The organism is Microlunatus parietis, assembly GCF_013407955.1.
In the GTDB taxonomy this organism is placed as follows: domain Bacteria; phylum Actinomycetota; class Actinomycetes; order Propionibacteriales; family Propionibacteriaceae; genus Microlunatus; species Microlunatus parietis.
The window spans coordinates 4,548,080-4,570,617 of the sequence record NZ_JACCBU010000001.1; the positions used below are offsets into that span (position 1 = coordinate 4,548,080).

The following is a 22,538-nucleotide window of genomic DNA, read 5'->3' on the forward strand; positions in this document are numbered from 1 at the left end:
CATGGCACAACGCGTTCAGGTCATCCTCGAGGATGACTTCGACGGCGGCAAGGCCGAGGAGACGGTCAGTTTCGGACTCGACGGTGTCGATTACGAGATCGATCTGTCGACCAAGAATGCAAAGGCGCTGCGCAATGCGCTGGATCCCTGGCTCACCGTGGCTCGCCGGACCGGCGGCCGTCGCCGGCGCTCTTCGGCGCGCGCCGCATCGGCAAAGACCGCGGACCGTGGCAGCACCAGCGAGATCCGGGCCTGGGCCGTGGATCAGGGCTATGAGGTGAGCAGTCGAGGCCGGGTTCCGGCCGAGATCCGCGAGGCGTACGAGAAGGCGCACAAGTAGATCGCGCGAAACCGACGCTGACAAGAACGGGCCGGAGTTCCTCCGGCCCGTTCTTGTCTGCAAGGGACACCCCTCGGACCTCGTCGGTCGTGGATTCCCAGCTGGGTTGCGCGGGTGCCGCCCTTCACTGAGCGGACGCCTTGACCTCGATTCCGGGCGGATCGGCCGGTCGAAGCGTCCGCTCGGCGACTTCACCGCACCAAGATCATTCTCTCCGGCCGCTTGCGTGTTCGAATGGGCCGCAGCTCCGCAGGGAAGCCTGGTTGCCTCGGCCGCGCTCGCGGCGTGATCCAGCCTTCTGCTCCGGCGGCCTGGTCCGGGCTCCCACTCGGGGAGTCACGCGTCGCGGACTCCCGGCATGACCTACCTGACGGGAGCGGAGTTGGCGGCGGTGGACGTTCCCGCGGGAACGCGGAAGTCTGGAATGGCCGGAAGGGATCGCGTGGATTCGTACGCAGGTCAACGCAGGGTGGCGATGTCGCGATTTCACTTGGCACCGGCGGCGGCCCGCGAAGGCCACGTGGAAACTACTGATGCCAAGTGAAATCGCGACATCGACCCGACCAACCCGCTTGCGGCCCGGCCTCGTCGGGCCCACCGAGCCGCAATCGGCCCGGTCGCAGCCGGCCCGACACCGGGCCACCCGGGCACCGCTCACGGACCGGCGCAGTTTCGCTGTTAGCGATGAGGCGGCATCCGGGGCGGAACACCGGCGGTCGCGTCGGTCCCGCTGAGTACAGTGGTGACGAGATGCGGACCCCCTGCTCGAGGTCGGGGCCCCGCATCCGAGCCGAGGGAGATGGGAATGTTCGAACGGTTTACCGACAGGGCCCGGCGCGTCGTGGTGTTGGCGCAAGAAGAGGCCCGGATGCTGAACCACAACTACATCGGGACCGAGCACATCCTGCTGGGTCTCATCCACGAGGGCGAAGGGGTCGCCGCCAAGGCGCTCGAGTCGCTGAACATCTCGCTCGAGGCAGTCCGGCAGAAGGTCGAGGAGATCATCGGCCATGGCCAGCAGTCGCCGAGCGGGCACATCCCGTTCACGCCGCGGGCCAAGAAGGTGCTGGAACTGAGCTTGCGGGAAGCCCTGCAGATCAACCACGCCTACATCGGCACGGAGCACATCCTGCTCGGCCTGATCCGGGAGGGCGAGGGTGTCGCGGCCCAGGTGCTGGTCAAGCTCGGCGCTGACCTGAACCGGGTCCGCAACCAGGTGCTGCAGTTGCTGAGCGGCTTCCAGGGCAAGGAGGCCGCGACCTCCGGCGCTCCCGAGCAGGGCAGCAACGCTCCGTCCTCCTCGATGGTGCTGGACCAGTTCGGCCGCAATCTGACCAAGGACGCCAGGGAGAACAAGCTCGACCCGGTGATCGGCCGGGAGACCGAGATCGAGCGCGTGATGACCGTGCTGTCCCGGCGGACCAAGAACAACCCGGTCCTGATCGGTGAGCCCGGCGTCGGCAAGACCGCCGTCGTCGAGGGCCTGAGCCAGGCGATCGTCCGCGGCGACGTGCCGGAGACCCTGCGCGACAAGCAGATCTACACGCTGGATCTGGGCGCCCTGGTCGCCGGCTCCCGGTATCGCGGCGACTTCGAGGAACGGCTGAAGAAGGTCCTCAAGGAGATCCGCACCCGCGGTGACGTGGTCCTCTTCATCGACGAGATCCACACCCTGGTCGGGGCCGGTGCCGCCGAGGGCGCGATCGACGCCGCCAGCATCCTGAAGCCGATGCTGGCCCGCGGCGAGCTGCAGACCATCGGCGCCACGACGCTCGACGAATACCGGAAGTACGTGGAGAAGGACGCCGCCCTCGAGCGGCGGTTCCAGCCGATCCAGGTCGCCGAGCCGTCGATCGCCCACACGATCGACATCCTGCGCGGCCTGCGCGACCGGTACGAGGCGCACCACCGGGTCACGATCACCGACCAGGCCCTGGTCGGCGCGGCCCAGATGGCCGACCGTTACATCTCCGATCGGTTCCTGCCGGACAAGGCGATCGACCTGATCGACGAGGCCGGCGCCCGGCTCCGGATCCGCCGGATGACCGCGCCGCCGGACCTGCGCGAGTTCGACGAGAAGGTCGCTGCCGTACGGCTGGAGAAGGAAACCGCGATCGACGCGCAGGACTTCGAGCGGGCCGCCGGGTTGCGTGACGACGAGAAGAAGCTGCTCGCCGCGCGCGCCGAGCGGGAGGCCCAGTGGAAGTCCGGTGATCTCGACGTGGTGGCCGAGGTGGACGAGGAGATCATCGCCGAGGTGCTGTCCTCGTCGACCGGCATCCCCGTCTTCAAGCTGACCGAGGAGGAGTCCTCGCGACTGCTGAAGATGGAGGACGAGATCGGCAAGAGCTACATCGGCCAGGAGGACGCCGTCAAGGCGCTGTCCCGGGCGATCCGCCGGACCCGGGCCGGGTTGAAGGACCCGCGCCGGCCGAGCGGCTCGTTCATCTTCGCCGGGCCGTCGGGTGTCGGCAAGACGCACCTGACCAAGGTGCTGACCGAGTTCCTGTTCGGTGATCAGGACGCCATGATCACGCTCGACATGAGCGAGTTCTCCGAGAAGCACACTGCCTCCCGGCTGTTCGGTTCCCCGCCCGGCTACGTCGGGTACGAAGAGGGCGGCCAGCTCACCGAGAAGGTGCGCCGGAAGCCGTTCAGTGTGGTCCTGTTCGACGAGATCGAGAAGGCCCACCCGGACATCTTCAACTCGCTGCTGCAGATCCTGGACGAAGGTCGCCTGACCGACGCCCAGGGCCGGGTGGTCGACTTCAAGAACACGGTGATCGTCATGACCACCAACCTGGGCACCCGGGACATCGCGAAGTCGGTCAGCCTCGGGTTCGCGCAGGCCGGTGACGCCGGCGGCTCGTACGAGAAGATGAAGGCCAAGGTCACCGACGAGCTGAAGCAGAACTTCCGGCCCGAGTTCCTGAACCGGATCGACGAGGTCATCGTGTTCCACCAGCAGTCGCTGGAGGACATCGAGCGGATCGTCGACCTGATGGTGACCGAGATCGAGGGTCGCCTGAAGGACAAGGACATGGGCATCGAGCTGACCCCGGCCGCGAAGCGACTGATCGCCAAGCGCGGGTTCGACCCGGTGCTCGGCGCCCGGCCGTTGCGGCGGGCCCTGCAGCGCGACATCGAGGACATCCTGGCCGAGAAGATCCTGTTCTCGGAGCTGAAGTCCGGCGAGATCGTGGTCGTGGACGTGGCCGACGAGGGTTCGGAGCATCCGTTCACGTTCACCGGCACGCCGCGCTCGTCGATGCCGGACGTCCCGCCCGCCGAGTTCGACGTGCTGAAGAGCAGCGGTACCAGCGACGGCGACAAGCACGCGGCCGAAGGCTGATAGCCGGAAGCACAGTCCGGACCGAAGGGCCCCGCGAGAGATCGCGGGGCCCTTCGCCGTCTCCGGGTCCGGGGGTCGATCAGCCTGCGTCGTCGCTGCCGGTCCGGCCGTCCAGCAGGGTGACCGCGGCCGGGTCCTCGGAACGCAGCCGTTCGACCTCCTCGCCGTCGTCGCACCGGCAGAGCGACACCGTGACGCCGCGCTCCGACCTGGTCAGCACGTGCCAGGTCGCACCGGACGCCTCCCACCGCTGGAGCCGTTCGAGCAGCTCCGCGGCCGGGATCGACGGCAGCCAAGGATTCGTCATCGTCACCCCCCGTCTCCTACCGTACGACCGTGCCCACACTCGACTACCTCGGCGCCCTCGCCGCCGACTCCGATCGTTTCGCCGAGGTGATCGCCCGGACCCCGCAGGACCGGCGGGTGCCCAGCTGCCCGGACTGGGCCGCGGCCGACCTCTGGTTCCACCTTGCTGAGGTGCAGTGGTTCTGGGCGCGGATCGTCGGCGGGCCGCTGACCGAGACGGCCGAGGTCGAGGCCTTGCCGGAGCCGGAGCGTCCCGCTGATCTTGGTGCGTTCTTCGCGAAGGCGACTACCGCGCTGCGGGAGGCCCTCGCGGCGGTGCCGCCGGAGACGCCGGCCTGGACCTGGGCCGAGGAACAGACGGCCGGGTTCAGCCGGCGGCGGCAGGCGCACGAGGCGCTGATCCATCGGGTCGACGCCGAGTTGACCGCGGCCGACCGGACGCCGCTGGACGCCGCGCTGGCCGCGGACGGGGTGGCCGAGGTGCTCACGGTGATGTACGGCGATCCGCCGCGCGACTGGGGCGAGTTCCGGCCCGACCCGGCCCGGGTGATCGAGGTGGTCAGCACCGACACCGGCGATCGCTGGCGTACCCAGGTCGGGCGGTTCACCGGCACCAGCCGGTCCGGCAAGGAGCACGACCTGCTCACGCTCGACGTCGCCGAACCCGGCACCGAGCCGTCGGCCGTGATCTCGGGCACGGCCGCCGACCTGGACTGCTGGTTCTGGCGCCGGACCCCGTACGGAGCAGTGATCACCGAGGGCGACCCGGCGACCCTGGACGCCCTGGCCGTCGTGATGCGGGCCGGCATCAACTGAGCCCGAGGTTTTCCTTCTTCCTATAGGATTTCGGCATGAGCACCGGTGAGGGCCGGCTGGACCGGCGGGCGTTGCGGGACCAGGTCTACGACCGGGTGCTCGAGTTGTTGCTGTCCGGCGAGATCGCGGCCGGTGAGCGGCTCTCGATCGACACCATGGCCCGCGACCTGTCGGTGTCGCCGACCCCGGTCCGGGAGGCCCTGGTCCAGCTGGAACGCACCGGGCTGGTCACCCGCGAGGCGCTCAAGGGTTATCGGGTCGCGCCGCCGCTGGATCCCGAGCAGCTGACCGAGCTGTTCGACGCGCGGATCATGCTGGAGGAGACCGCCGCCCGGCTGTCGACCGCCGCGACCGACCGGCTGCTGCCCGACCTCCGCGAGGCGCACGCCCGGCACCGCGCGGCCAGCGACGAGGTGCTCGCCGCCGGCGCCGAGCCGGTCCCGCTGCCGGTGACCCAGCGCTACTTCGACGCGGACCGCGCCTTCCACGACGTGATCTTCGCCCATTCCGGCAACCGCTACCTGGTCCAGATGTACGACGGCCTCGGCGCGCTGACCCACCGGATGCGCCAGGCCGCCCTGCGTGGTCCGGAGGACGTCCGCGAGGCCGTCGCCGAACACGAGGCGGTGCTGAAGGCGTACGAGAACGACCCGGCCACCGCCTCCGAAGCCCTCCGCCGCCACGTCACCGGCGTCCGCAACCGCTCCCTCTCCGGCCACTGAAACTCCGCCGACCGGTCACCAAAGCAGGCATTCTGACGGCGTGTCGCTGCAGAACTGACCACTCGGCGGGGCAGCGGCAGGAGTTGCTGGCAGGCTTGGCGGATGGCCGTCGAGATCGTGTACGAGACCCACTCCATCAGCCAGGACAACGAGCAGGGCCTCGCCTCGGGCTGGCGGGGCAGTGAGCTCTCGCCGCGGGGACGTCGACTCGCCGAGGAACTCGGGGCACGCCGGCGCGATGACCGACTGGCCGCCGTGTTCGCCTCCGACCTGACCCGGGCCGCGCAAACCGCGGCGGTCGCCTTCGCTGGGACCGAGGTGCCGATCCTGTTGGACTGGCGCCTCCGGGAGTGTGACTACGGCGACCGGAACGGCATGCCGGCCCAGGACCTGCACCGGAACCGGGCCGATCACCTCGACCTGCCGTACCCGGGCGGGGAGAGCTGGCGCCAGGCGGTCGAGCGCGCGGGACGATTCCTGCAGGACCTCCCGCTGCGCTGGGCCGGCACCCGGATCTTGATCATCGGCCACGTGACGACCCGCTGGGCTCTTGATCACTTCGTCGACGGCACGCCGCTGGAGACGTTGATCAACGCCGACTTCGCCTGGCGGGAGGGCTGGGAGTACCGGCTCGAACCTTGATCAGGTTCGCCGCGTCACGGACGGCGCAGTCGTACGGCCAGCAGGGTGGGCCGGTGGACCAGCTGGGCGTAGCGGTCCGCATCGAGATCGCGAAGGGCCTCGACCGGCCGCGGCTCGACCAGGCGCTCCAGGACGAACCCGGCACCGAGCAGCTCGCCGAGGAGGACCTCCAGATTCATCCGCTGGAACCGGACCGAGTGCGGAGTGCCCCGGACCGCGAGGTCGACCCAGTCCGCGGAGAAGTAGGAATCCTCGAAGTGCTGCCAGTCCGCCGTCGGGTGCGTGGTGGACAGGACCAGCCAGCCGCCCGGGCGGAGCACCCGGAACACCTCGCCGAGGAACCGCGGGCGGTCCGCCAGATGGTGCAGCACCAGTGCGCACAGCACTCCGTCGAACGAGCCGTCGGCGAGCCCGTCCAACGGGGTGTTCAGGTCGTGCTGGCGGATCTTGGCCCGATCGCCGACCCTGGTCCTGGCGTGCTCGACCAACGCCGTGCTGTCCTCGAGGCCCAGCACCGAGGCGCCGCGGTCGGCCAGGGCCGCGGCGTAGAAGCCGGCGCCGCAGCCCGCGTCGAGGATCCGCTGCCCGGTGACATCGCCGGCCAGTTCGAGCATCGCCGGCCGGTCGATGTGGGCGTTGTAGGCGCTGTTCGCCGCGTTGGCGTTGAAATGATCACCGAGCGAGCCGTGGTAGGCGAGGTTCGAGGGCATGCGCACACGCTACGGCCGTGCCGATCAAGGGTCTTCTTCCGGTACGAAGACGAGGGCCCGTACCGGCGCCCCGTCGGAGCGCGGCACCCGCAGCGGCACGGCGGCGAAGGTGCACCGCTCGGCCCGGATCGCGGCCAGGTTGGTCAGGTACTCGATCTGCGGAATCCCTGCCGCCAAAAGAATCCGGTGGCACGGCCAGTCGTCGTCCAGCTCGGCCGCCGGGACCCAGCCGTCGGCATGGTCGGCCCGGATGCCGCGGTCCTGGGGGAAGTCGAAGCCGATCGCGGACACTCCGGCGGCCCGCACCCATTCGGCGGCGGACCGTGTCAGCCAGGGCGCCCGGGGCCAGTATTCGGGCGTCGTGGTCGGCCAGCGACGCTCATGATCACTGCGCAGCAGCAGGATCTCGCCGAGCCGCACGTCGGTGCCGGAGAGCAGTTCGGCGCCGATCGCTGCGTTGTCGCCGGCCGCCGAGACGTCGATGATCACGGCCGGGCCCATGATCGACTGCAGCGGCACCTCGGCCGCCAGTGCTCCTCGATCGGCATCGAGCAGTCGATCACCCCATGATCAAGAAGCCGCAGCGTCATCGGGGTCCTCCGGGAGGGTCAGTCGGTAGCGCCGGATCGCGTTGCCGGCGAACGCCGCGTACTGCTCGTCGGCCGACCAGCCGGCCGTCAGTTCGGCGAACCCGCCCATGATCTCGGCGTACGTGCCGCAGAGCGAGTCGACCGGGAAGTTGCTGGCGAACATGATCCGCGGCACCCCGAAGGCCGCGACGGCTCGCTCGACGATCTCCCGGTTCGCGGCGACGGTCCACGGCCGGCCCGGCAGCCCGATCCCGCTGATCTTGAGCCATACCTGCGGCAGGACGGCGATCCGGCCGAGTGCCGCGGCCCAGCCCTCGATCGCGGCCGGCGACCGGTCGGCCGGCAGCGCGGTGTGGTTGATCGTCACCGCGGTGTCGGGGAAGGCGCGGACAAGATCGGCAGCCTCGTCCAGGTGCCACCAGGCGGTCTGCAGTTCGAAGTCCAGGCCGTGCCGGACCAGCTCGGCATAGCCGGCCCGCCAGGCCGGATCGGAGAGCAGGGTCGGACCATGATCAGCGGGCGACGCGGTCTGGCCCGGCTTGTGCCGGATCCCGCGGACGATCGGCCGGGCGGCCATCGCCTCGATCAGGCCGGGCGCGTTCGGCCGGTCCAGCTGCACCCGGCCGATCGCGGCGGACGGCAGTCCGTGACGCTCCCGTACGCCCTCGATGTGGGTGACCTCGCCGAGCGGATCGTCGTCGTCCCACTCCGTCTCCATGGTCACCGAGCCGATCAGCCGGAGCCCGGCGGAGGCGGCGTCGCGGACCAGGTCGGGCGGCAGGTAGTCCCGCTTGATCGCCTCGTAATCCCCGTACCGGAAGGGAATCCGGACTTCGGGCCGGAGCCACGGCTGCCGCCCGGCGGCCGGTTCCCAGAAGTGGTGGTGGGCGTCGACCAGGACCCCGGTGTAGCGCGTCACGCCCGCACCGCCGCCAGCGGCCGCTCGAAGTCGATGATCATCGACCCGACGAAGTAGACCACGGCGGCGACGCCCAGGAACAGGAACGCGCCGCCGAAGCCGCCACCCGCGGCCCCGATCGCGAAGCCCATCACGACCGGTGCCAGGCCGCCGCCGCCGGACGAGGCGACGTTCATCACGCCGCCGACCGTGCCGACCTGTGGTTTCGGGGCCAGCCAGGCCGGGATCGCCCAGTAGAGGCCGCCGAAGTTGATGAAGAACACCGCGACCGCGAGCAGCGCGACGGCCGCCATTCCGTTCGTCACCGGCGGAATGGCGAAGATCGCCAGCGCGGTGCCGACCCCGGAGATGCCGAAGACGGTCTTCATCACCCGGTTGTAGCGGTCGGTCCGCTGCCGCCACCGGTCGACCGTGAATCCCGCGACGAGCTGGCCGAGCACGCCGGCGCCGTACACCAGGAAGGTGCCCCAGCCGAGCTCGGCCAGGCCGAAGCCGAACTGTTGGGCCAGATAGCTCGGCGTCCAGGAGATGATGCCCCACCAGATGGTGGCCCAGCCGAGCCGGCCGACCATCATGCCCCAGAACGATCGTGACCGAAGATAGTCGGTGATCCGCGGCAGGGCCTGCGGTGCCTCGGCCGCGTCGACGCCGCCGAGTTGATCTTCGATCCGGGCCAGTTCGGCCCGGTTCACCCGGTGATGATCACGAGGTTGATCACGAAGATAGAACCAGTACGCTCCCGCGACCAGGATCGTGATCGCCCCGGTGATCACGAACGCCCAGCGCCAGCCGCCGGTGGCCCCGATGATCCAGGTGACGATCAGCCCGCCGACCGCGGACCCGAACGGCCCGGCCGCGTCGATGAACGTCGCGCCGCGGGCCCGTTCCTTCGGCGGCAGCCAGTTGGAGTTGAGCTTGGCTCCGGCCGGGAAGACCGGCGCCTCGCTGGCGCCCAGGCCGAGCCGGGTGACGGTGAGGAACAGGGCGCCGTTGACGAACCCGCCGAGCATCTGGAAGGCACCCCAGACCACGCCGGCCGCGCCGACGATCGCCCGTGGGCCGAACCGGTCCAGCAGCCAGCCGCCGGGGATCTGGAACAGCAGGTAGGTCCAGAAGAACGAGCCGAGGATGACGCCCTGCAGCTCCGGGGTGAGGTTGAACTCCTGCGAGATGAACGGCATCGCGATCGACAGTGTCGACCGGTCGATGAAGTTGAGCAGGACCAGGATCCAGAGGATCGCGAAGATCTGCCAGCGGACCCAGGTCGCGCGCCCACTGCCCGGATCGTGCCGCTCGGTGGCCGCCTCAGCCGCCGGGTGTTCTGCCGCCATGGAGACTCCTTCGTCCGCCGCAGGATGGATTCAGTGCCGAACATCCTATAGGATATAGGTGGATGCTGCCAAGGGCGGCATCGAGGCCCCGAGAGGAGCACCATGACCCCCAGTGACGTGGTCCCGCCCTATCCGGCGGACGACTGGCCGATCGCGACCTGCCTGCACGGCATCCCCACGGCCGGCCGAGACGGCGTACCGCTGCACGACGCCGAGCCCGAGGCGTGGCGGGCGGTGTTCCGGGAGGTGGCCGACGTCGGCTTCGACCGGATCGAGCTGGCCGACAGCCACCTCCGTCCCGCCGACTACGACCCCGGCCGCCGGGACGAGCTGCTCAAGCTCGCTGCCGAGTACGGGATCGCGATCCCGTCCCTGCACGTCGCGCGCCGGAGCGTGATCATGCCCGGCCACGAGCAGGCCAACCTCGACTACGCGCACCGGTCGATCGACGCCGCCGCGGCCTGGGGGATGGAGGTGTTCTCGACCGGGCTGCACCAGCCGTTCAGCGCGGCGCAGCGGTCGGCGCTGTGGTTCTGGACCGCGCCCGGCCCCGAGGACCCGGACGACCCGGAGGTGTGGGCGGCCGCCGTGTCCCGGCTCCGCGAGCTGGGCCGGCACGCTGGCGAGGTCGGGCTCAAGATGTCCCTGGAGCTGTACGAGGACACCTACCTCGGCACGGCCGCCGGCGCGGTCCGGCTGATCGAGGAGGTCGGCCTGGACAACGTCGGCCTCAATCCCGACGTCGGCAACCTGATCCGGCTGCACCGCCGGGTCGAGGACTGGCGCGAGCTCTACGCCCGGACGCTGCCGTACGCCAACTACTGGCACCTGAAGAACTACCACCGCGACGAGGCCGCCGACGGTAGCTGGTTCAGCTCGACCCCGGCGACCCTGGAGACGGGCTTGATCAACTACCGGCAGGTGATCAAGGACGCGGTGGCCGCCGGCTACGACGGCATCCTGCTGATGGAACACTACGGTGGAGACAGTCTCGGCGTCTGTGCCACCAACCAGCGCTACCTCCGGGGTCTGCTGCCACGGAAGGACAGGAGTTGATCATGACGACGAAACCCAGGATCGCGTTGACCTTCGGCGATCCGGCCGGCATCGGACCCGAGTTGGTGGCCCGGCAGGTGGCGGACCCGGAGAGCTCCCGGCACGCGGAGATCGTCCTGGTCGGCGACGAGACCGAGCTGACCGACGCGATGGCCGACGCCGGCGTCGAGTTCGACTGGTCGCGTGATCATGGTGACGGCCGGCCGACCCTGGTCGACAACGGCGGCGAGCGGCCGGCCGGCGGGTTCGCCCGGCGCGAGGCGACCGAGGCGGGCGGTCGGTGGGCCATGGCGAGCCTGCGCCGGGCGCTGGAGCTGTCCAAGGAGGGCGCCGTCGACACGATCGTCTTCGCCCCGTTGAACAAGTCGTCGCTGCATCTGGCCGGGATGACCGAGAACGACGAGATGTCGTGGTTCGAGACCGTCCTCGACGACGGCACCCGGGCCACCGAGCTCAACGTGCTGCCGGACTTGATCACGGCCCGGGTGACCTCGCACTGCTCGATCGCCGAGGTGGCCGACTTGATCACGTACGACCTCGTTGTCGAACGCGGCCTGCTGCTCCAGCAGGTGCTCCGCGCCCGCGGCATCGAGCATCCCCGGATCGGCGTCTGTGCGCTCAACCCGCACGCCGGTGAGGGCGGCCGGTTCGGCCGGCACGAGATCGAGATCATCGAGCCGGCGGTCGCCGAACTGGCCCGGCGCGGCGTCGCCGCGACCGGACCGTACCCGAGCGACACGATCTTCCTGCGCGCCCGCGACGGCGCCTTCGACGGCGTGCTGACGATGTATCACGACCAGGGCCAGATCGCCGTCAAGCTGCTCGGTTTCGACCGCGGCGTGACCCTGGCCGGCGGCCTCAGCGTCGGCGTCTGCACCCCGGCCCACGGCACCGCGTTCGACCTGGTCGGCACCCGCTCGGCCAACCTCGGCGCCTACCAGCACGCCTTCGAGTTGGCCGTCGCGATCGGCGCCACCCGGGACCCGGCAGTTTTTCACGTTACGTGAAAAACTGGCACTTTACGCGAGAAGTTTCTCTGGTATTGCGCCAAGAAGTGTGGGGAAGTGGACGGCTCGCGGGGTCGCGGCGGGGGTCTGACACAGTGGGATGGTGACGTCCGCGGAGCCCTTGGGGGAGGCCGACCCGCAGGGGCGGCTGGATCGGGTGGCCGGTCGGGTGCCGGCGGTCTGGCTGGTCCTGATCGGGATCGTCTCGGTCCAGTTCGGCGCCGCGATCGCGAAGAACCTGTTCCCCGTGATCTCGCCGACCTCGATGGTCTGGCTGCGGCTGACCAGCTCGGCGGTGCTGTTGTTGATCATGGTACGGCCTCGGCTGCGCGGCCGGTCCCGGACCGACTGGCTGCTGGTGACCGGCTTCGGGATCACCTTGCTGGTGATGAACTGGGCGATCTACCAGTCGATGGCCCGGATCCCGATCGGCGTCGCGGTGACGATCGAGTTCCTCGGGCCGCTCGCGGTGGCGGTGATCATGTCCCGGCGGGCCCGGGACCTGGCCTGGGTGATCTTGGCCGGGGCCGGCGTCGCGATCCTCGGCTTCTCGCCGGCCGGGCTGAACCTGCCCGGCGTCGGCTTCGCGTTGCTGGCCGGCCTGTGCTGGGCCTGCTACATCCTGCTCAGTGCCCGGACCGGCCGCAGCTGGTCCGGGCTGTCCGGCCTCGCCGTGGCGAGCACGATCGGGACGATCGGGCTGACCCCGTTCGCGATCGCCGAGTCCGGGCCGGGCCTGCTGCAGCCGCAGGTGTTGATCTTGGGCGTCGCCGTCGGCCTGATGAGCTCCGTGATCCCGTACAGCTTGGAGATGCTGGCCCTGCGGCGGATCCCGCCGGGCGTGTTCGGGATCCTGATGAGCCTCGAGCCGGGCGTCGCCGCACTGGCCGGGATGATCATGCTGGCCGAGTTCCTCAGCGTGACCCAGTGGATCGCGCTGGCCTGCGTGGTGATCGCCAGCGTCGGCGCGACCCGGACCCGCCGCGCCGCCGACCCGCCGCCGGTCGACTAACGGACGGCCGTGCCCGCGATCTGGGGATTGATCGGCAGGAACGCGGAACGCAGCTGATAGCGCTCCAGGTCGACCGAGGCGAAGCCCGCATCGCGGAGGGTGCGCTCGGTGTCGCGCCGGACGTCGCAGCCCTCGAAGAGCCAGTGCCAGGGTCGGGCGGCCAGCCGTTGTACGCGTCCACTCCCGCCGTCGGCCCGTACGTGCTCGAGGAACAACAGCCTGCCGCCGGGCCGCAGCACCCGGCGGATCTCCCGTACGGCAGCGTCCGGATCGGGCACCGTGCACAGCACCAGGGTGCTCACCACGACGTCCACGCTGGCGTCGGGCAGCCAGATCCGCTCGGCCGTCTCGGTCCGGAGCTCCAGGTCGATGCCGCGGCGCCGGGCGGCGGCCCGGAGCCGGCGATGCATGTGGACGTTCGGCTCGATCGCCACCAGCCACGTACCGGGCCGGTAGTAGCGCAGGTTGGCGCCGGTCCCGGGGCCGATCTCCACGACCTGCCTGGGCAGGTCGGCGAACAGCCGCTGCTTCCGCACGCCGACGAGCCGGTGCGTGTAGTTGTCGACGGCGCGCAGCGTGGCGGCGTTCAGCGGCCCGCGGATCGGATTGTTCATCCCGCGCCCGCGCTGCCGGCGAAGTCGCTGATCAGTGCGTTCACCTCGGCGATCCGGGTGACCTGCGGGCAGTGACCGGCGCCCGGCAGCGGCGTGACGACGGTGCCCAGCGCCTCGGCCAGAACGGCCGACCAGGTGGGCGGTACGACAGCGTCCCGGTCGCCGTGGATCACCAGCACCGGGCAGGACACCCGCCCGGCGAGCGCGCGCATACCGGCTGCCTGCTCGGCCGTCGATTGGCGCGAGCGGGCGGAGACACCGGCGGCGAGCACCTCCGGCGTGGTGTCCAGCGCCATCTGGACTCCGTCCGCAAGGGCCTCGGCGGTGGCCTCCTCCCCGAGCGCCGTACCGACGAACCAGCGGGCGAAGCCCGGGTAGTCCCGCTGCCAGGCATGCCGGTTGTAGCGTGCCCACCCGTCGGCGGACGGCAGTTCCCGGTCGAAGTTCGCGACGGCGCGCACCAGCGGAGCGTTCTCGTCACCCGTGAGATCGATCGTCGCGGAGATCAGCACCAGTCCGGCCACCCGGTCGGGATGCAGCGCTGCGACCAGGTAGCCGACCAGCCCGCCCAGTGAGTTGCCGACGAGTACGGCGCGGTCGACGCCGGTGGAGTCCAGGACCGCGATCGCATCGGCCACCAGGTCGGCGGCCTGATAGCGCGCCGGATCGGTCGGCCGGTCCGACCGTCCGCTGCCCCGGGCGTCGTAGGACAGGCACCGGAACTCCTCGCTCAGGCCGTCCCGCTGACCCGCCCACAGCCGGCTGTTCGTGATCATCCACGACGGGAGGAAGACCAGGGTGGGATCCCCCCGACCGACCTTCTCGTACGCGATCCGTACCCCATCCCGCTCCACCCAGCCCAGCTGCTGTCCCTGCATGATCGTCTCCCTTGATTCCGGCCGGGCACATCCCCGAGCTGGAATCGTCGCCGACACCGCTGGGCAGACGCTGGGAGCCGGCTGGGTCACGGCCGGTCGCCGGCTTCGTCCAGCCACCTGGCCGCCTGCTTCCGGGCCTCGACCCGGCTGTGGACGCCGAGTTTGGTGAGGACGGCGGCGACGTGGTTGCTCGCGGTGCGTACCGAGATCACCAGCCGTTCGGCGATCTCCGCGTCGCTGACACCGGCGGCCAGCAGCTGCAGGACCTCGTACTGACGGGCGGTCAGTCCCTTCGGGTTGGACCGCGTGGTGACGGCGGGGCCGCGCGGCACGGAACTGACGCCCTGCTGCCGCAACCGCTGCCGGACCAGCTGAGCCAGCGGACGCGCGCCCAGCGCGTGGAGCACGTCGAGGGCCGCGAGTTGATCTTGAGGATTCGGGCTCTCGCTCAGCGCGAGCGCGGCCTCGTAGCGGTAGCCGGCCGCGTTCCAGCGCTCCGCCGACTCCTGCCACCGGCCCGCCATCAGCGTCTCGTACGGGCTGTCGATCCCGGAGGGCTCGACCGGGTGGCCGGCCTTCGACAGCCAGAAGGCCAGCTCGGGCCAGGGCCAGCTGGTCCTGATCTTGAGCCGCCGGGCCTCCTCATACGATGCGGCGGCGATCTCCGGGATCGCTCGGAGATCACCGCGGAGCCAGGCAGCTTCCGCCGCGGCGGCGGCCGCGTAGCCGATCCACAGCGTCTCCCCGATCCGGCGGCTGAGCTCCAGCGCGGACGAGAGCACCGCGGTGGCCTCGGGATCACCGGTCCGGGACTTGACCCGGCCCAGCGCCGCGAGCGCGGGGCAACGGAAGTGGGCCCGGGGACCGATCGCGAGGTTCGCGGCGCGCGCGGCCTCGGCCCACTGACCGCGCGCGGTCAGTGATGTGGCCCGGATGATGCTGAGCATGTCGAGCCAGCCGAACTGCTGGGTACGCTCGGCGAGCTCGAGGCCCGCTGCGAGGTACGGCTCGGCGTCACCGACCCAGAAGTTGTCGACCAGATCCCAGGCGAGATAGACGTAGGCCCGGCAGGCGTCGTCGGCCGCGCCCGCGTCGAGCGCGATCCGCAGCGCGTCGTGCAGGATCTCCGTCGCCCCCGGCTCGCCCTGCTGCCAGCGGGAGGCGCCGATCGTGGTCAGTGCGTGGGCGACGGTGGCCTGATCGCCCGTCGCCCGGGCCATCGCCGCCGCCCGTTCGGCACCCAGCCGGGCCTCGGCGGCCTGGTGCGCCAGGACGTCCAGCTGGGCCTGATGGGCGTAGGCACGAGCCAGTTCCCGGGACGGGCCGAGCCGGCCGAGGACCGCGATGGCCTCCGCGGCGGTCCGTTCCGCTGCTTGGCGATGGCCGTCCCACCACTGCATCCGGGCCAGCCAGCTGAGGCCCTGGCCCATCGCGCGATGGTTCCCCTGCGACCGGCGGAGCTCGATCGCGGCCAGTTGGGCCGAGACCGCTTCGGCTCCGTCGCCGACGACGTACGACTCGACGGCATAGCCCTCCAGCAGGCCGGCGTGCTCGTCCGGGCTCAGGCCGTCGGCGTAGTCCAGCGCTGCGCGGTAGTGGGTGCCGGCCTCACGATGGGCACCGCTGACGGCCGCATCCTTGGCCGCGATGGGCGCGAACCGGAGGATGGCTTCCCGATCCCCGGCCGCCGAGGCGTGATGAACCATGTGGCCGACATCAGAGCCCGGGTGGCCGATCAGCGCCGCCAGGACGATCCGGTGGAATTCCGCCCGCCGGATCCCGGACAGCGAGTCGGCGACCGCGCGCCGGGCGAGTTCGTGGCGGAACGACACCCGCTGCGGCGTCACCACCAGCAGGCCGGCTTCCTCCGCCTCGGCCAGGGTCAGCAAGCCGCCGGGAACGATCTCGTCGACCAGCCACCGATCGATCGCCGACGGGATGACGGCGAGCTGTTGCACCGCGGCGCGGGCGGCGGCAGGCAGGCCGCGCAGTCGGTCTTGGACCGAGTCGACCACGGTCGGCGGCACGTTGCCGATCGAGCCGTACGCGAGCAGTTCGCTGATGAAGAACGGGCTTCCCGCCGTGATCTGATACAGCTGTTCCGGGTCGAGCGTACTGCCGGCCGCCAGCTCCCGGACCGCGGCGGCCGACAACCGGCTCAGCGGCAGCCGTCGGCACCGGTGGCTTCCTCCGGCAGCGACCAGCAGCTGCTGCAGGGACGGACCGACGGGCAACTCGTCGTCACGGTAGGTCAGCAGCAGGACGGCGGGCAGCTGCTCGATCCGCCGCGCCAGGTAGCGCAGGACGTCCAGGGTCGCCTCGTCCGCCCAGTGGATGTCCTCGACGGCCAGCAGCGTCGGCCGGTCGCGGTGCCGGAGCTCCGCCAGCAAGGCGGTCAGCAGCCGGTCCCGGTCGCCGCGTTCCAACTGGGCGGCGAGGTCGGCACTCACGCTGTCGACGATGTCCCGGAACGGCCCGAGGGTGCGCGGTGTCGCCAGATCGTCGCAGCGGCCGACCAACATGCGGCCGCTGGCCGGCATCCGGGCCCGCATGGCTTCGACGAGCCGGGACTTGCCGATGCCGGCCTCGCCGAAGACCAGGACCACATGGCCGGTACCGGTGGCCGCCTGCCGAACCAGCTGAGTGAGATCGGCCAGCTCACGATCTCGTTCGACAAGTCTGCGGTCCATTCCCTGATGCTCGCACGGTCTCCGCCGTGGCGAAGGCCGATCCGCAGCGGGCTGCCGAGGACTTTCCGATCTTTTGCCCAGCTGCCGTTGGCAGGGTCCTGAACCATGACTTCGCAGTCCTTCGATGCCGTCGTGATCGGCAGCGGCCACAACGCGTTGATCACGGCGGCCTACCTGGCCCGGGCCGGTTGGAGCGTCGTGATCTTGGAACGGAACGACCGGCCGGGAGGTCTGGTCCGGACCGACGAGCTCACGCTGCCGGGCTTCCAGCACGACACGTACGCGACCGCGCATCCGCTGCTGGTGGCGGGACCGGCGTACGCCGAGCTCGGTGCCGAACTGGCCGAGCACGGGCTCGACTACCGGAACACCCGTTACCCCACCGGCATCTCCCTGCCCACCGGCGAGTCCGCGGTGCTGTCGACCGATCCGGACCAGAACCTCGCCGAGGCGGACCGCCTTGCTCCGGGCGACGGCGCGGCGCTGGCCCAGCTGCTCGAGGAGTTCGAGCCGCTGGCCGGACCGATCTTCGGGCTGTTCGGCGCGGACCTGACCAGCCGCGCCTCGACCAAGATCATCGAGAGCCTGCTGTACGACGACCGGGGCGGCCACTCCGAGTTCGCGCAGCTGTTCACCCGGACCGCGCGCGACCTGCTCGAGCAGCGGTTCCGCTCGCCCGTCCTGCGCGGCCTGCTCGCGCCCTGGGTCGTACATCTCGGCCGAGGACCGGACGACGCGAACAGCGCCCTCTGGGCCGTGCTGGTGCTGCTGGCGCTGACCGGCGCCGGAATGCCGATTCCGGCCGGCGGCAGCGAGCGCCTGATCGACGCCCTGGTGGCCCTGATCCGGCGCCACGGCGGGGTCGTGGAGTGCGACCGGCAGGTCGACCTGATCTTGGTCCGCCACGGTCGTGCGGTCGGTGTGGTCACGGCGGACGGTGACGTGGTGCGGGCCGGCCGGGCCGTGGTGGCCTCGGTCAACCCCGATCAGCTGTACCTCAACCTGCTCGCCCACGAGCCCGCCGTCGTGCCGGCCCGGATCCGTCGGCAGGCCGCGGCGTACCGCTACGGCCGCGGGTGCGTCCAGGTCCATCTCGCCCTCTCCGAGCCACCCCGCTTCGCCGACGACCGGTTGGCCCTGGTCGGGCAGCCCCACCTCGGCGGCGGTCTCGACGCGACGTCGAGGGCGATCAACGAGGCGACCCGCGGACTGCTGCCGGCCGAGCCGACCATCTCCTTCGACACCCCGTCGACACTGGACCCGTCCCGGTGTCCACCGGGGAAGGCCGTCGCCCGGCTGCAGTTGCTCGAGGTGCCGTGTGTGCTGCGCGGTGATGCGGCCGGCCTGATCCCGGTCGGCCCGGACGGCTGGACCTACGCGGTGAAGCAGGCGTTCGCCGACCGGGTGATCGAACTGGCCGGGCGGCATGCGCCGAACCTGCCCGGGGCGGTGCTCGACCGGTACGTCCTCGGTCCGGACGATCTGGCCCGGTTCAACCCGAACTGCGGCCCGGGTGATCCGTACGGGGGCAGCCACGATCTCAGCCAGAGCTACACCTTCCGGCCGCTGCCCGGCCAGCCGAGCCATCGGTCGACCGTGCCGAACGTGTACCTCGTCGGTGCGGCGACCTGGCCGGGCCACGGCGTCAACGGCGGCTCGGGCCACATCGTCGCCCGCCAGCTGCTCAACCATGATCAAACTCGGGAACCATGATCAACTCGACGAGAGGAACGCGATCACCGATGCGAGACCCACACCTGCAGGCCGACGGCCGGAGCCCAGCCGACAGCCTGCGCGGGCTGCTGTCGCAGCCGATCTTCAACCCGGTGCTGAAGAGCTGGGTCGGCGACGGCAGTCACGACTACGAGATCTACCTGCGGACCAAGGACCTGCTGTCGCTGCAGACCTCGGCCGATCTGCTGACCGACCCGGACGAACTGATGTTCCAGATCGTCCACCAGGCCCAGGAACTCTGGCTCAAGTTGATCGCCCACGAGTTGACCGAGCTCGTCGATGATCTTGACCGGGACCGGCTCTGGCCGGCGGCGGCCCGGCTGGACCGGGTGATCAGGATCAGCTCCTGCCTGGGCGACGAGATCCGGGTCCTGGAGACCCTCACGCCGGACACCTATCAGGTGATCCGGCGCAGCCTCGGCAACGGCAGCGGTCAGGAGTCACCCGGCTTCAACGCGATCCAGACCGCGGCACGGTATCTGGCGGAGGCGCTCGACCGGTTGCTGGGCCGCCGGAACCTACAGCCGAGCGAGGTGTACGCCCCCGGCGGCGACGACGAGGTCAAACGGATCTGCGAACTGTTCGTGGACTTCGACGAGCGGTACCAGTTGTGGCTGGTGGCCCACTTCATGCTGGTCCGGCGGACGATCGGTGTCGGCCGGGACGTCAAGGCCCTCGACGGCGTACCGGCCAGGATCCTGATCGGGCGGATGACCAAGCCCTTGTTCCGACCGCTCTGGCGGGCCCGGGACGAGCTGACCGCTGACTGGAACCGGGAGGGCGGACACCAGCCCGGCGCGGAGCGGGCCGGGTGACCGGCCGGCTCGGCGCCGTCCGGGGCGAGTTCCCGGTGCTGACCGACTGCGTCTATCTGAACAGCAACTCCACCGGTGCGATCCCGCGCGGTGTCGAGCCGGTCCTGCACCACTACTGGCACACGCTGAGCCATTGGCGCGACACCGCCTGGACCGGCTGGCTCGACGAGCTCACCGACTACCGGGAAGCACTCGCGACCTTCATCGGAGCGCCGCGGGGGACCGTGATCACCGACGTGAACGTCAGCACCCTGCTCGGCCGGATCGGCACCTGTCTCGACTTCCGCGGCGAGCGGAACCGCGTGATCACGACGGACCTCGAGTTCCCCACGGTGCCACGCATCTGGGCCGGTTTCGGCCGTTACGGCGCCGAGTTGGTGGTGGCCGGATCCGGCGGCCCGGAGTTCGATCTCGACGCGATCGAGGGCGCGATCGACGAGCGCACCCGGCTGGTCTGTGTGGCTCACGGCAGCGCCACCACCGGCGCCCTGCTCGACCTCGAGCGGATCGTCGCGCGCGCCCACGAGGCCGGAGCGCTCGTCGCGGTCGACGCCTTCCAGACGGTCGGCGCGGTGCCGCTCGACGTGACCGCGCTCGGCGCGGACTTCGTCCTCGGCGGCGCCCACAAGTGGCTGTGCGGCGCCCACACGGCCTTTCTGTACGTCCGGTCCGACCTGCTGCCGGAACTGCGGCCGGCCGCCACCGGCTGGTTCGCCGCTGCTCATCCCCTCGAGGTCTCCGCGTCCGCAGAACCGGCGGCCGATGCGCGGCGCTTCGCCGGCGGGACACCGGTCCCGGTCGCCGCGATGATGTCGCGGGTCGGCCTCGACCTGGTGGCCGCGGTCGGCTCGGCGGAGATCCGGGCACATTCCCTGGCCTGCACCGACAAGATCATCGAGCGGGCCGACGCCGCCGGGATCGAGGTCCGTACTCCGCGGGATCCGGCGCGCCGCGGCGGCATGATCAATCTGCGGTTCCCCGGTGATCGACTGGTCGCGTCGGAGCTGGCGCGGCGCGGGATGATCTGCAGCTGGCGTGACGGGCTGCGCGTCGCGCCGCATTTCTACAACACCATCGACGAGGTCGAGCTGTTCCTGGACGCCGTGACCGAGCTGGCCCGATGACGCCGCGCGCCCTGATCAGCCTGCTGTACAACGGATCCAAGGCGGTCGACGTGCTGCAGGCGGCGCTCGACCTCGGCATCCTGGAGGCTCTCGACCCGGGGCCGGTCAGGCTGGGTGAGCTCAGTGATCGTTTCGGTCTGGTCCCCGGGCGGCTGCACAAGCTGCTCGACTGCCTGGAGTCCCTCGGCGTCGTCGAGCCGGTTCGGCCACGAGCGGCGGAGGTGCGGCGGCTCGAGTACCGAGCGGTCGCCGGTCTTCTGGCGGCGGCCGCCGACGTCCTCGGCCCGGCGTCGATCGAGCGTGATCGCGACCGCCATCCCTGGACCGTGCTGCACGGCCGGCTGCCCGAGGTCCTTCGGGGCGACGTCGCGATGCCCGCGGAGGCCTTCGACTGGCCCCCGTCCGGTCCGGAGCAGTTCGTCTCCTTCGAGCAGAGCATGGCGGCGGGGATCGGGCCGTTCGTCGAGAGCTTCCGGCTCAACACGACCCGGCTCTGGGGCGGCCGGGAACGGGTGCGGCTGCTCGACGTCGGCGGCGGCGACGGCACGTTGGCCGCGCACCTGCTGCCGGCGAATCCCGGGCTGGCGGTCGACGTCTACAATCTGCCGGCCGTCCGGTCGTTGGTCGAGCGGACCCGGTCAGCGCTGGGCTGCGGATCCCGGCTGGGGTTCGTCGGCGGCGACTTCCTCGCGGAGCCGCTGCCGACCGGTTACGACGCCCTGTCCTTCGTCCGGGTGCTGCACGACTGGCCGTCGGCGACCGCGGAACTGCTGCTGCGGAAGGGATTCCAGGCCCTGGCAGCGGGCGGCACGATCATGATCAGCGAGGAGTTCCGGACCGCCGAGCGGCTCGCGCAGCAGTTCTTCTGGTCCTACTTCCTGATCGGGGTGGACAGCTGCTCCAGCATGCTCCGTGAGCTGGACGAGTACGCCGAGCTGCTGGGCCGGGTCGGCTTCTCCGACATCGTCGTCCTGCCCGGCCCGGTGGAGATCCTGGTCGCCACCAAGTAGCCCGTGATCATGGAGCAGCCGCGGGCTCAGTGGCCCTGCCGGTCGGAGTCGGCCAGCCCTTCGCCCTTGCGGTCCAGCGCCGAGATCGCGGTCAGTTCTGCGTCGGTGAGCTCGAAGTCGAAGATCGCCAGGTTCTCCGCCTGTCGCTGCGGATCGCCGGACTTCGGGATCGCCACCAGGCCGAGCTGGTGGTGCCAGCGCAAGATCACCTGGGCCGCCGTCCGGCGGTGCGCCTCGGCGATCTCGGTGATCACCGGCGCGCTGCGCAGGCCGTCGCCGGAGCCGCCGATCGGCGTCCAGGACTCGATCACGATGCCGTGCTCGGCGGCGAAGGCCCGGTCCTCCTCCCGCGGGTGGTACGGGTTGAGCTGGATCTGGTTGACGTCCGGCACGATCCCGGTCTCGTCGATCACCCGGCGCAGGTGGGCCGGCTTGAAGTTCGAGGTGCCGATCGCCCGGACCAGCCCGTCGTCCAGCAGCGCCTGCAGGCCGCGGACGGCGTCCACGTACTGATCTTGGTCGGGGTTCGGCCAGTGGATCAGCAGCAGGTCGAGGTAGTCCAGGCCGAGCCGCTCGATGCTGGCCTGGAACGCCTGCCGGGCGCCGTCGACGCTGTGCCACTCGCGGTTGAACTTGCTGGTGACGAACACCTCGGACCTGGACACGCCGGACCCGGCGACGCCGGCGCCGACGGTCTCCTCGTTGCGGTAGTTCTCGGCGGTGTCGAGCAGTCGGTAGCCGGCCTGCAGCGCGGTCCGTACGGACGCGACGCCGGAGTCACCGGTCAGCCCGTACGTGCCGAGGCCGAGGGCGGGCAGCTTCGCGCCGTTGCGCAGTTGGATGAGCGGGGCGACGCCGGTCATGCAAGCC

21 protein-coding genes are annotated in these 22,538 nt (G+C 70.7%); 12 read left to right on the forward strand and 9 right to left on the reverse strand.

The window, feature by feature from the left end:
- Window position 1 precedes the first annotated feature (1 nt).
- Window positions 2–340, forward strand: a complete 339-nt coding sequence (locus BKA15_RS21850) for a histone-like nucleoid-structuring protein Lsr2 (protein WP_179754325.1) — start codon at window positions 2–4, stop codon at window positions 338–340.
- Window positions 341–1,145: 805 nt separating this feature from the next.
- A complete protein-coding gene (locus BKA15_RS21855; protein ID WP_179754327.1) occupies window positions 1,146–3,692 on the forward strand; it encodes an ATP-dependent Clp protease ATP-binding subunit in 2,547 nt (848 codons plus the stop codon).
- Window positions 3,693–3,771: 79 nt separating this feature from the next.
- Here the strand turns inward: BKA15_RS21855 and BKA15_RS21860 are convergent, their stop codons facing one another.
- Window positions 3,772–4,005 (reverse strand): hypothetical protein, encoded by a 234-nt coding sequence (locus BKA15_RS21860; protein WP_376766811.1) that lies wholly within the window; start codon window positions 4,003–4,005, stop codon window positions 3,772–3,774.
- Window positions 4,006–4,028: 23 nt separating this feature from the next.
- Between BKA15_RS21860 and BKA15_RS21865 the strand changes: the two genes are divergently transcribed.
- The 3 genes from BKA15_RS21865 to BKA15_RS21875 all read left to right on the forward strand — a co-directional run bounded on the left by BKA15_RS21865 (window position 4,029) and on the right by BKA15_RS21875 (window position 6,178).
- On the forward strand, window positions 4,029–4,814 hold the full coding sequence (locus BKA15_RS21865; RefSeq protein WP_179754329.1) for a maleylpyruvate isomerase N-terminal domain-containing protein: 786 nt from the start codon (window positions 4,029–4,031) through the stop codon (window positions 4,812–4,814).
- A 35-nt stretch (window positions 4,815–4,849) separates the two neighbouring features.
- Complete coding sequence (locus BKA15_RS21870; RefSeq protein ID WP_179754331.1) at window positions 4,850–5,536, forward strand: GntR family transcriptional regulator; 687 nt, start codon at window positions 4,850–4,852, stop codon at window positions 5,534–5,536.
- A gap of 102 nt (window positions 5,537–5,638) precedes the next feature.
- The gene (locus tag BKA15_RS21875) at window positions 5,639–6,178 is read left to right on the forward strand and encodes a histidine phosphatase family protein (protein WP_179754333.1); all 540 of its coding nucleotides are present in this window, start codon (window positions 5,639–5,641) and stop codon (window positions 6,176–6,178) included.
- 14 nt (window positions 6,179–6,192) lie between these two features.
- Here the strand turns inward: BKA15_RS21875 and BKA15_RS21880 are convergent, their stop codons facing one another.
- From BKA15_RS21880 to BKA15_RS21895, 4 genes are read right to left on the reverse strand one after another with little or no spacing between them, the layout of a single operon-like run.
- The gene (locus BKA15_RS21880; RefSeq protein WP_179754335.1) at window positions 6,193–6,888 is read right to left on the reverse strand and encodes a class I SAM-dependent methyltransferase; all 696 of its coding nucleotides are present in this window, start codon (window positions 6,886–6,888) and stop codon (window positions 6,193–6,195) included.
- Window positions 6,889–6,912: 24 nt separating this feature from the next.
- Complete coding sequence (locus tag BKA15_RS21885; protein ID WP_179754337.1) at window positions 6,913–7,407, reverse strand: cyclase family protein; 495 nt, start codon at window positions 7,405–7,407, stop codon at window positions 6,913–6,915.
- 51 nt (window positions 7,408–7,458) lie between these two features.
- Window positions 7,459–8,397, reverse strand: a complete 939-nt coding sequence (locus BKA15_RS21890) for an amidohydrolase family protein (protein ID WP_179754338.1) — start codon at window positions 8,395–8,397, stop codon at window positions 7,459–7,461.
- A complete protein-coding gene (locus BKA15_RS21895) occupies window positions 8,394–9,728 on the reverse strand; it encodes an MFS transporter (protein WP_179754340.1) in 1,335 nt (444 codons plus the stop codon). The genes BKA15_RS21890 and BKA15_RS21895 overlap by 4 nt, the downstream gene beginning before the upstream one ends.
- Before the next feature lie 102 nt (window positions 9,729–9,830).
- Here BKA15_RS21895 and BKA15_RS21900 point away from each other — a divergent pair, with 102 nt between their 5' ends.
- From BKA15_RS21900 to BKA15_RS21910, 3 genes are all read left to right on the forward strand, one after another.
- Complete coding sequence (locus BKA15_RS21900) at window positions 9,831–10,784, forward strand: sugar phosphate isomerase/epimerase family protein (protein ID WP_179754342.1); 954 nt, start codon at window positions 9,831–9,833, stop codon at window positions 10,782–10,784.
- Between the two features lie 2 nt (window positions 10,785–10,786).
- Window positions 10,787–11,791 (forward strand): 4-hydroxythreonine-4-phosphate dehydrogenase PdxA, encoded by a 1,005-nt coding sequence (locus tag BKA15_RS21905; protein ID WP_179754344.1) that lies wholly within the window; start codon window positions 10,787–10,789, stop codon window positions 11,789–11,791.
- 100 nt (window positions 11,792–11,891) lie between these two features.
- Complete coding sequence (locus tag BKA15_RS21910; RefSeq protein WP_179754346.1) at window positions 11,892–12,803, forward strand: EamA family transporter; 912 nt, start codon at window positions 11,892–11,894, stop codon at window positions 12,801–12,803.
- Here the strand turns inward: BKA15_RS21910 and BKA15_RS21915 are convergent.
- The 3 genes from BKA15_RS21915 to BKA15_RS21925 form a co-directional block, all read right to left on the reverse strand.
- Window positions 12,800–13,417 (reverse strand): class I SAM-dependent methyltransferase, encoded by a 618-nt coding sequence (locus BKA15_RS21915; protein ID WP_179754348.1) that lies wholly within the window; start codon window positions 13,415–13,417, stop codon window positions 12,800–12,802. The two genes, BKA15_RS21910 and BKA15_RS21915, sit on opposite strands and share 4 nt — an antisense overlap.
- Window positions 13,414–14,295: an alpha/beta fold hydrolase gene (locus tag BKA15_RS21920; RefSeq protein WP_179754350.1), complete on the reverse strand. Its 882-nt coding sequence runs from the start codon at window positions 14,293–14,295 to the stop codon at window positions 13,414–13,416. The genes BKA15_RS21915 and BKA15_RS21920 overlap by 4 nt, the downstream gene beginning before the upstream one ends.
- An 86-nt stretch (window positions 14,296–14,381) precedes the next feature.
- A complete protein-coding gene (locus BKA15_RS21925) occupies window positions 14,382–16,985 on the reverse strand; it encodes a helix-turn-helix transcriptional regulator (protein ID WP_179754353.1) in 2,604 nt (867 codons plus the stop codon).
- A gap of 105 nt (window positions 16,986–17,090) precedes the next feature.
- Between BKA15_RS21925 and BKA15_RS21930 the strand changes: the two genes are divergently transcribed.
- Genes BKA15_RS21930 through BKA15_RS21945 form a run of 4 tightly spaced genes read left to right on the forward strand, consistent with a single transcriptional unit; the run spans window position 17,091 to window position 21,668 of the window.
- Entirely contained in the window at window positions 17,091–18,698 is a 1,608-nt protein-coding gene (locus tag BKA15_RS21930; RefSeq protein WP_179754354.1) for a phytoene desaturase family protein, read from the forward strand.
- A gap of 29 nt (window positions 18,699–18,727) precedes the next feature.
- Window positions 18,728–19,534 carry a tryptophan 2,3-dioxygenase family protein gene (locus tag BKA15_RS21935; RefSeq protein WP_179754356.1) on the forward strand — a complete coding sequence of 269 codons (807 nt, stop codon included), beginning with the start codon at window positions 18,728–18,730 and terminating at the stop codon, window positions 19,532–19,534.
- Window positions 19,531–20,658: an aminotransferase class V-fold PLP-dependent enzyme gene (locus BKA15_RS21940; RefSeq protein ID WP_218871524.1), complete on the forward strand. Its 1,128-nt coding sequence runs from the start codon at window positions 19,531–19,533 to the stop codon at window positions 20,656–20,658. The genes BKA15_RS21935 and BKA15_RS21940 overlap by 4 nt, the downstream gene beginning before the upstream one ends.
- Window positions 20,655–21,668 carry a methyltransferase gene (locus BKA15_RS21945; protein WP_179754357.1) on the forward strand — a complete coding sequence of 338 codons (1,014 nt, stop codon included), beginning with the start codon at window positions 20,655–20,657 and terminating at the stop codon, window positions 21,666–21,668. Before BKA15_RS21940 ends, BKA15_RS21945 begins: the two co-directional genes overlap by 4 nt.
- Before the next feature lie 26 nt (window positions 21,669–21,694).
- Here BKA15_RS21945 and BKA15_RS21950 read toward each other — a convergent pair whose 3' ends face one another.
- Window positions 21,695–22,531 carry an aldo/keto reductase gene (locus BKA15_RS21950; RefSeq protein WP_179754359.1) on the reverse strand — a complete coding sequence of 279 codons (837 nt, stop codon included), beginning with the start codon at window positions 22,529–22,531 and terminating at the stop codon, window positions 21,695–21,697.
- Between the last annotated feature and the right edge of the window lie 7 nt (window positions 22,532–22,538).

Bases quoted from the DNA above. Each gene is read 5' to 3' on its own strand.
- BKA15_RS21950 (WP_179754359.1), bottom strand. From the start codon at position 22,531: ATGACCGGCGTCGCCCCGCTCATCCAACTGCGCAACGGCGCGAAGCTG.
- BKA15_RS21855 (WP_179754327.1), top strand. From the start codon at position 1,146: ATGTTCGAACGGTTTACCGACAGGGCCCGGCGCGTCGTGGTGTTGGCG.
- BKA15_RS21870 (WP_179754331.1), top strand. From the start codon at position 4,850: ATGAGCACCGGTGAGGGCCGGCTGGACCGGCGGGCGTTGCGGGACCAG.
- BKA15_RS21880 (WP_179754335.1), bottom strand. From the start codon at position 6,888: ATGCCCTCGAACCTCGCCTACCACGGCTCGCTCGGTGATCATTTCAAC.
- BKA15_RS21935 (WP_179754356.1), top strand. From the start codon at position 18,728: ATGCGAGACCCACACCTGCAGGCCGACGGCCGGAGCCCAGCCGACAGC.
- BKA15_RS21905 (WP_179754344.1), top strand. From the start codon at position 10,787: ATGACGACGAAACCCAGGATCGCGTTGACCTTCGGCGATCCGGCCGGC.
- BKA15_RS21925 (WP_179754353.1), bottom strand. From the start codon at position 16,985: ATGGACCGCAGACTTGTCGAACGAGATCGTGAGCTGGCCGATCTCACT.
- BKA15_RS21945 (WP_179754357.1), top strand. From the start codon at position 20,655: ATGACGCCGCGCGCCCTGATCAGCCTGCTGTACAACGGATCCAAGGCG.
- BKA15_RS21875 (WP_179754333.1), top strand. From the start codon at position 5,639: ATGGCCGTCGAGATCGTGTACGAGACCCACTCCATCAGCCAGGACAAC.
- BKA15_RS21915 (WP_179754348.1), bottom strand. From the start codon at position 13,417: ATGAACAATCCGATCCGCGGGCCGCTGAACGCCGCCACGCTGCGCGCC.
- BKA15_RS21850 (WP_179754325.1), top strand. From the start codon at position 2: ATGGCACAACGCGTTCAGGTCATCCTCGAGGATGACTTCGACGGCGGC.
- BKA15_RS21920 (WP_179754350.1), bottom strand. From the start codon at position 14,295: ATGCAGGGACAGCAGCTGGGCTGGGTGGAGCGGGATGGGGTACGGATC.
- BKA15_RS21930 (WP_179754354.1), top strand. From the start codon at position 17,091: ATGACTTCGCAGTCCTTCGATGCCGTCGTGATCGGCAGCGGCCACAAC.
- BKA15_RS21900 (WP_179754342.1), top strand. From the start codon at position 9,831: ATGACCCCCAGTGACGTGGTCCCGCCCTATCCGGCGGACGACTGGCCG.
- BKA15_RS21910 (WP_179754346.1), top strand. From the start codon at position 11,892: ATGGTGACGTCCGCGGAGCCCTTGGGGGAGGCCGACCCGCAGGGGCGG.
- BKA15_RS21895 (WP_179754340.1), bottom strand. From the start codon at position 9,728: ATGGCGGCAGAACACCCGGCGGCTGAGGCGGCCACCGAGCGGCACGAT.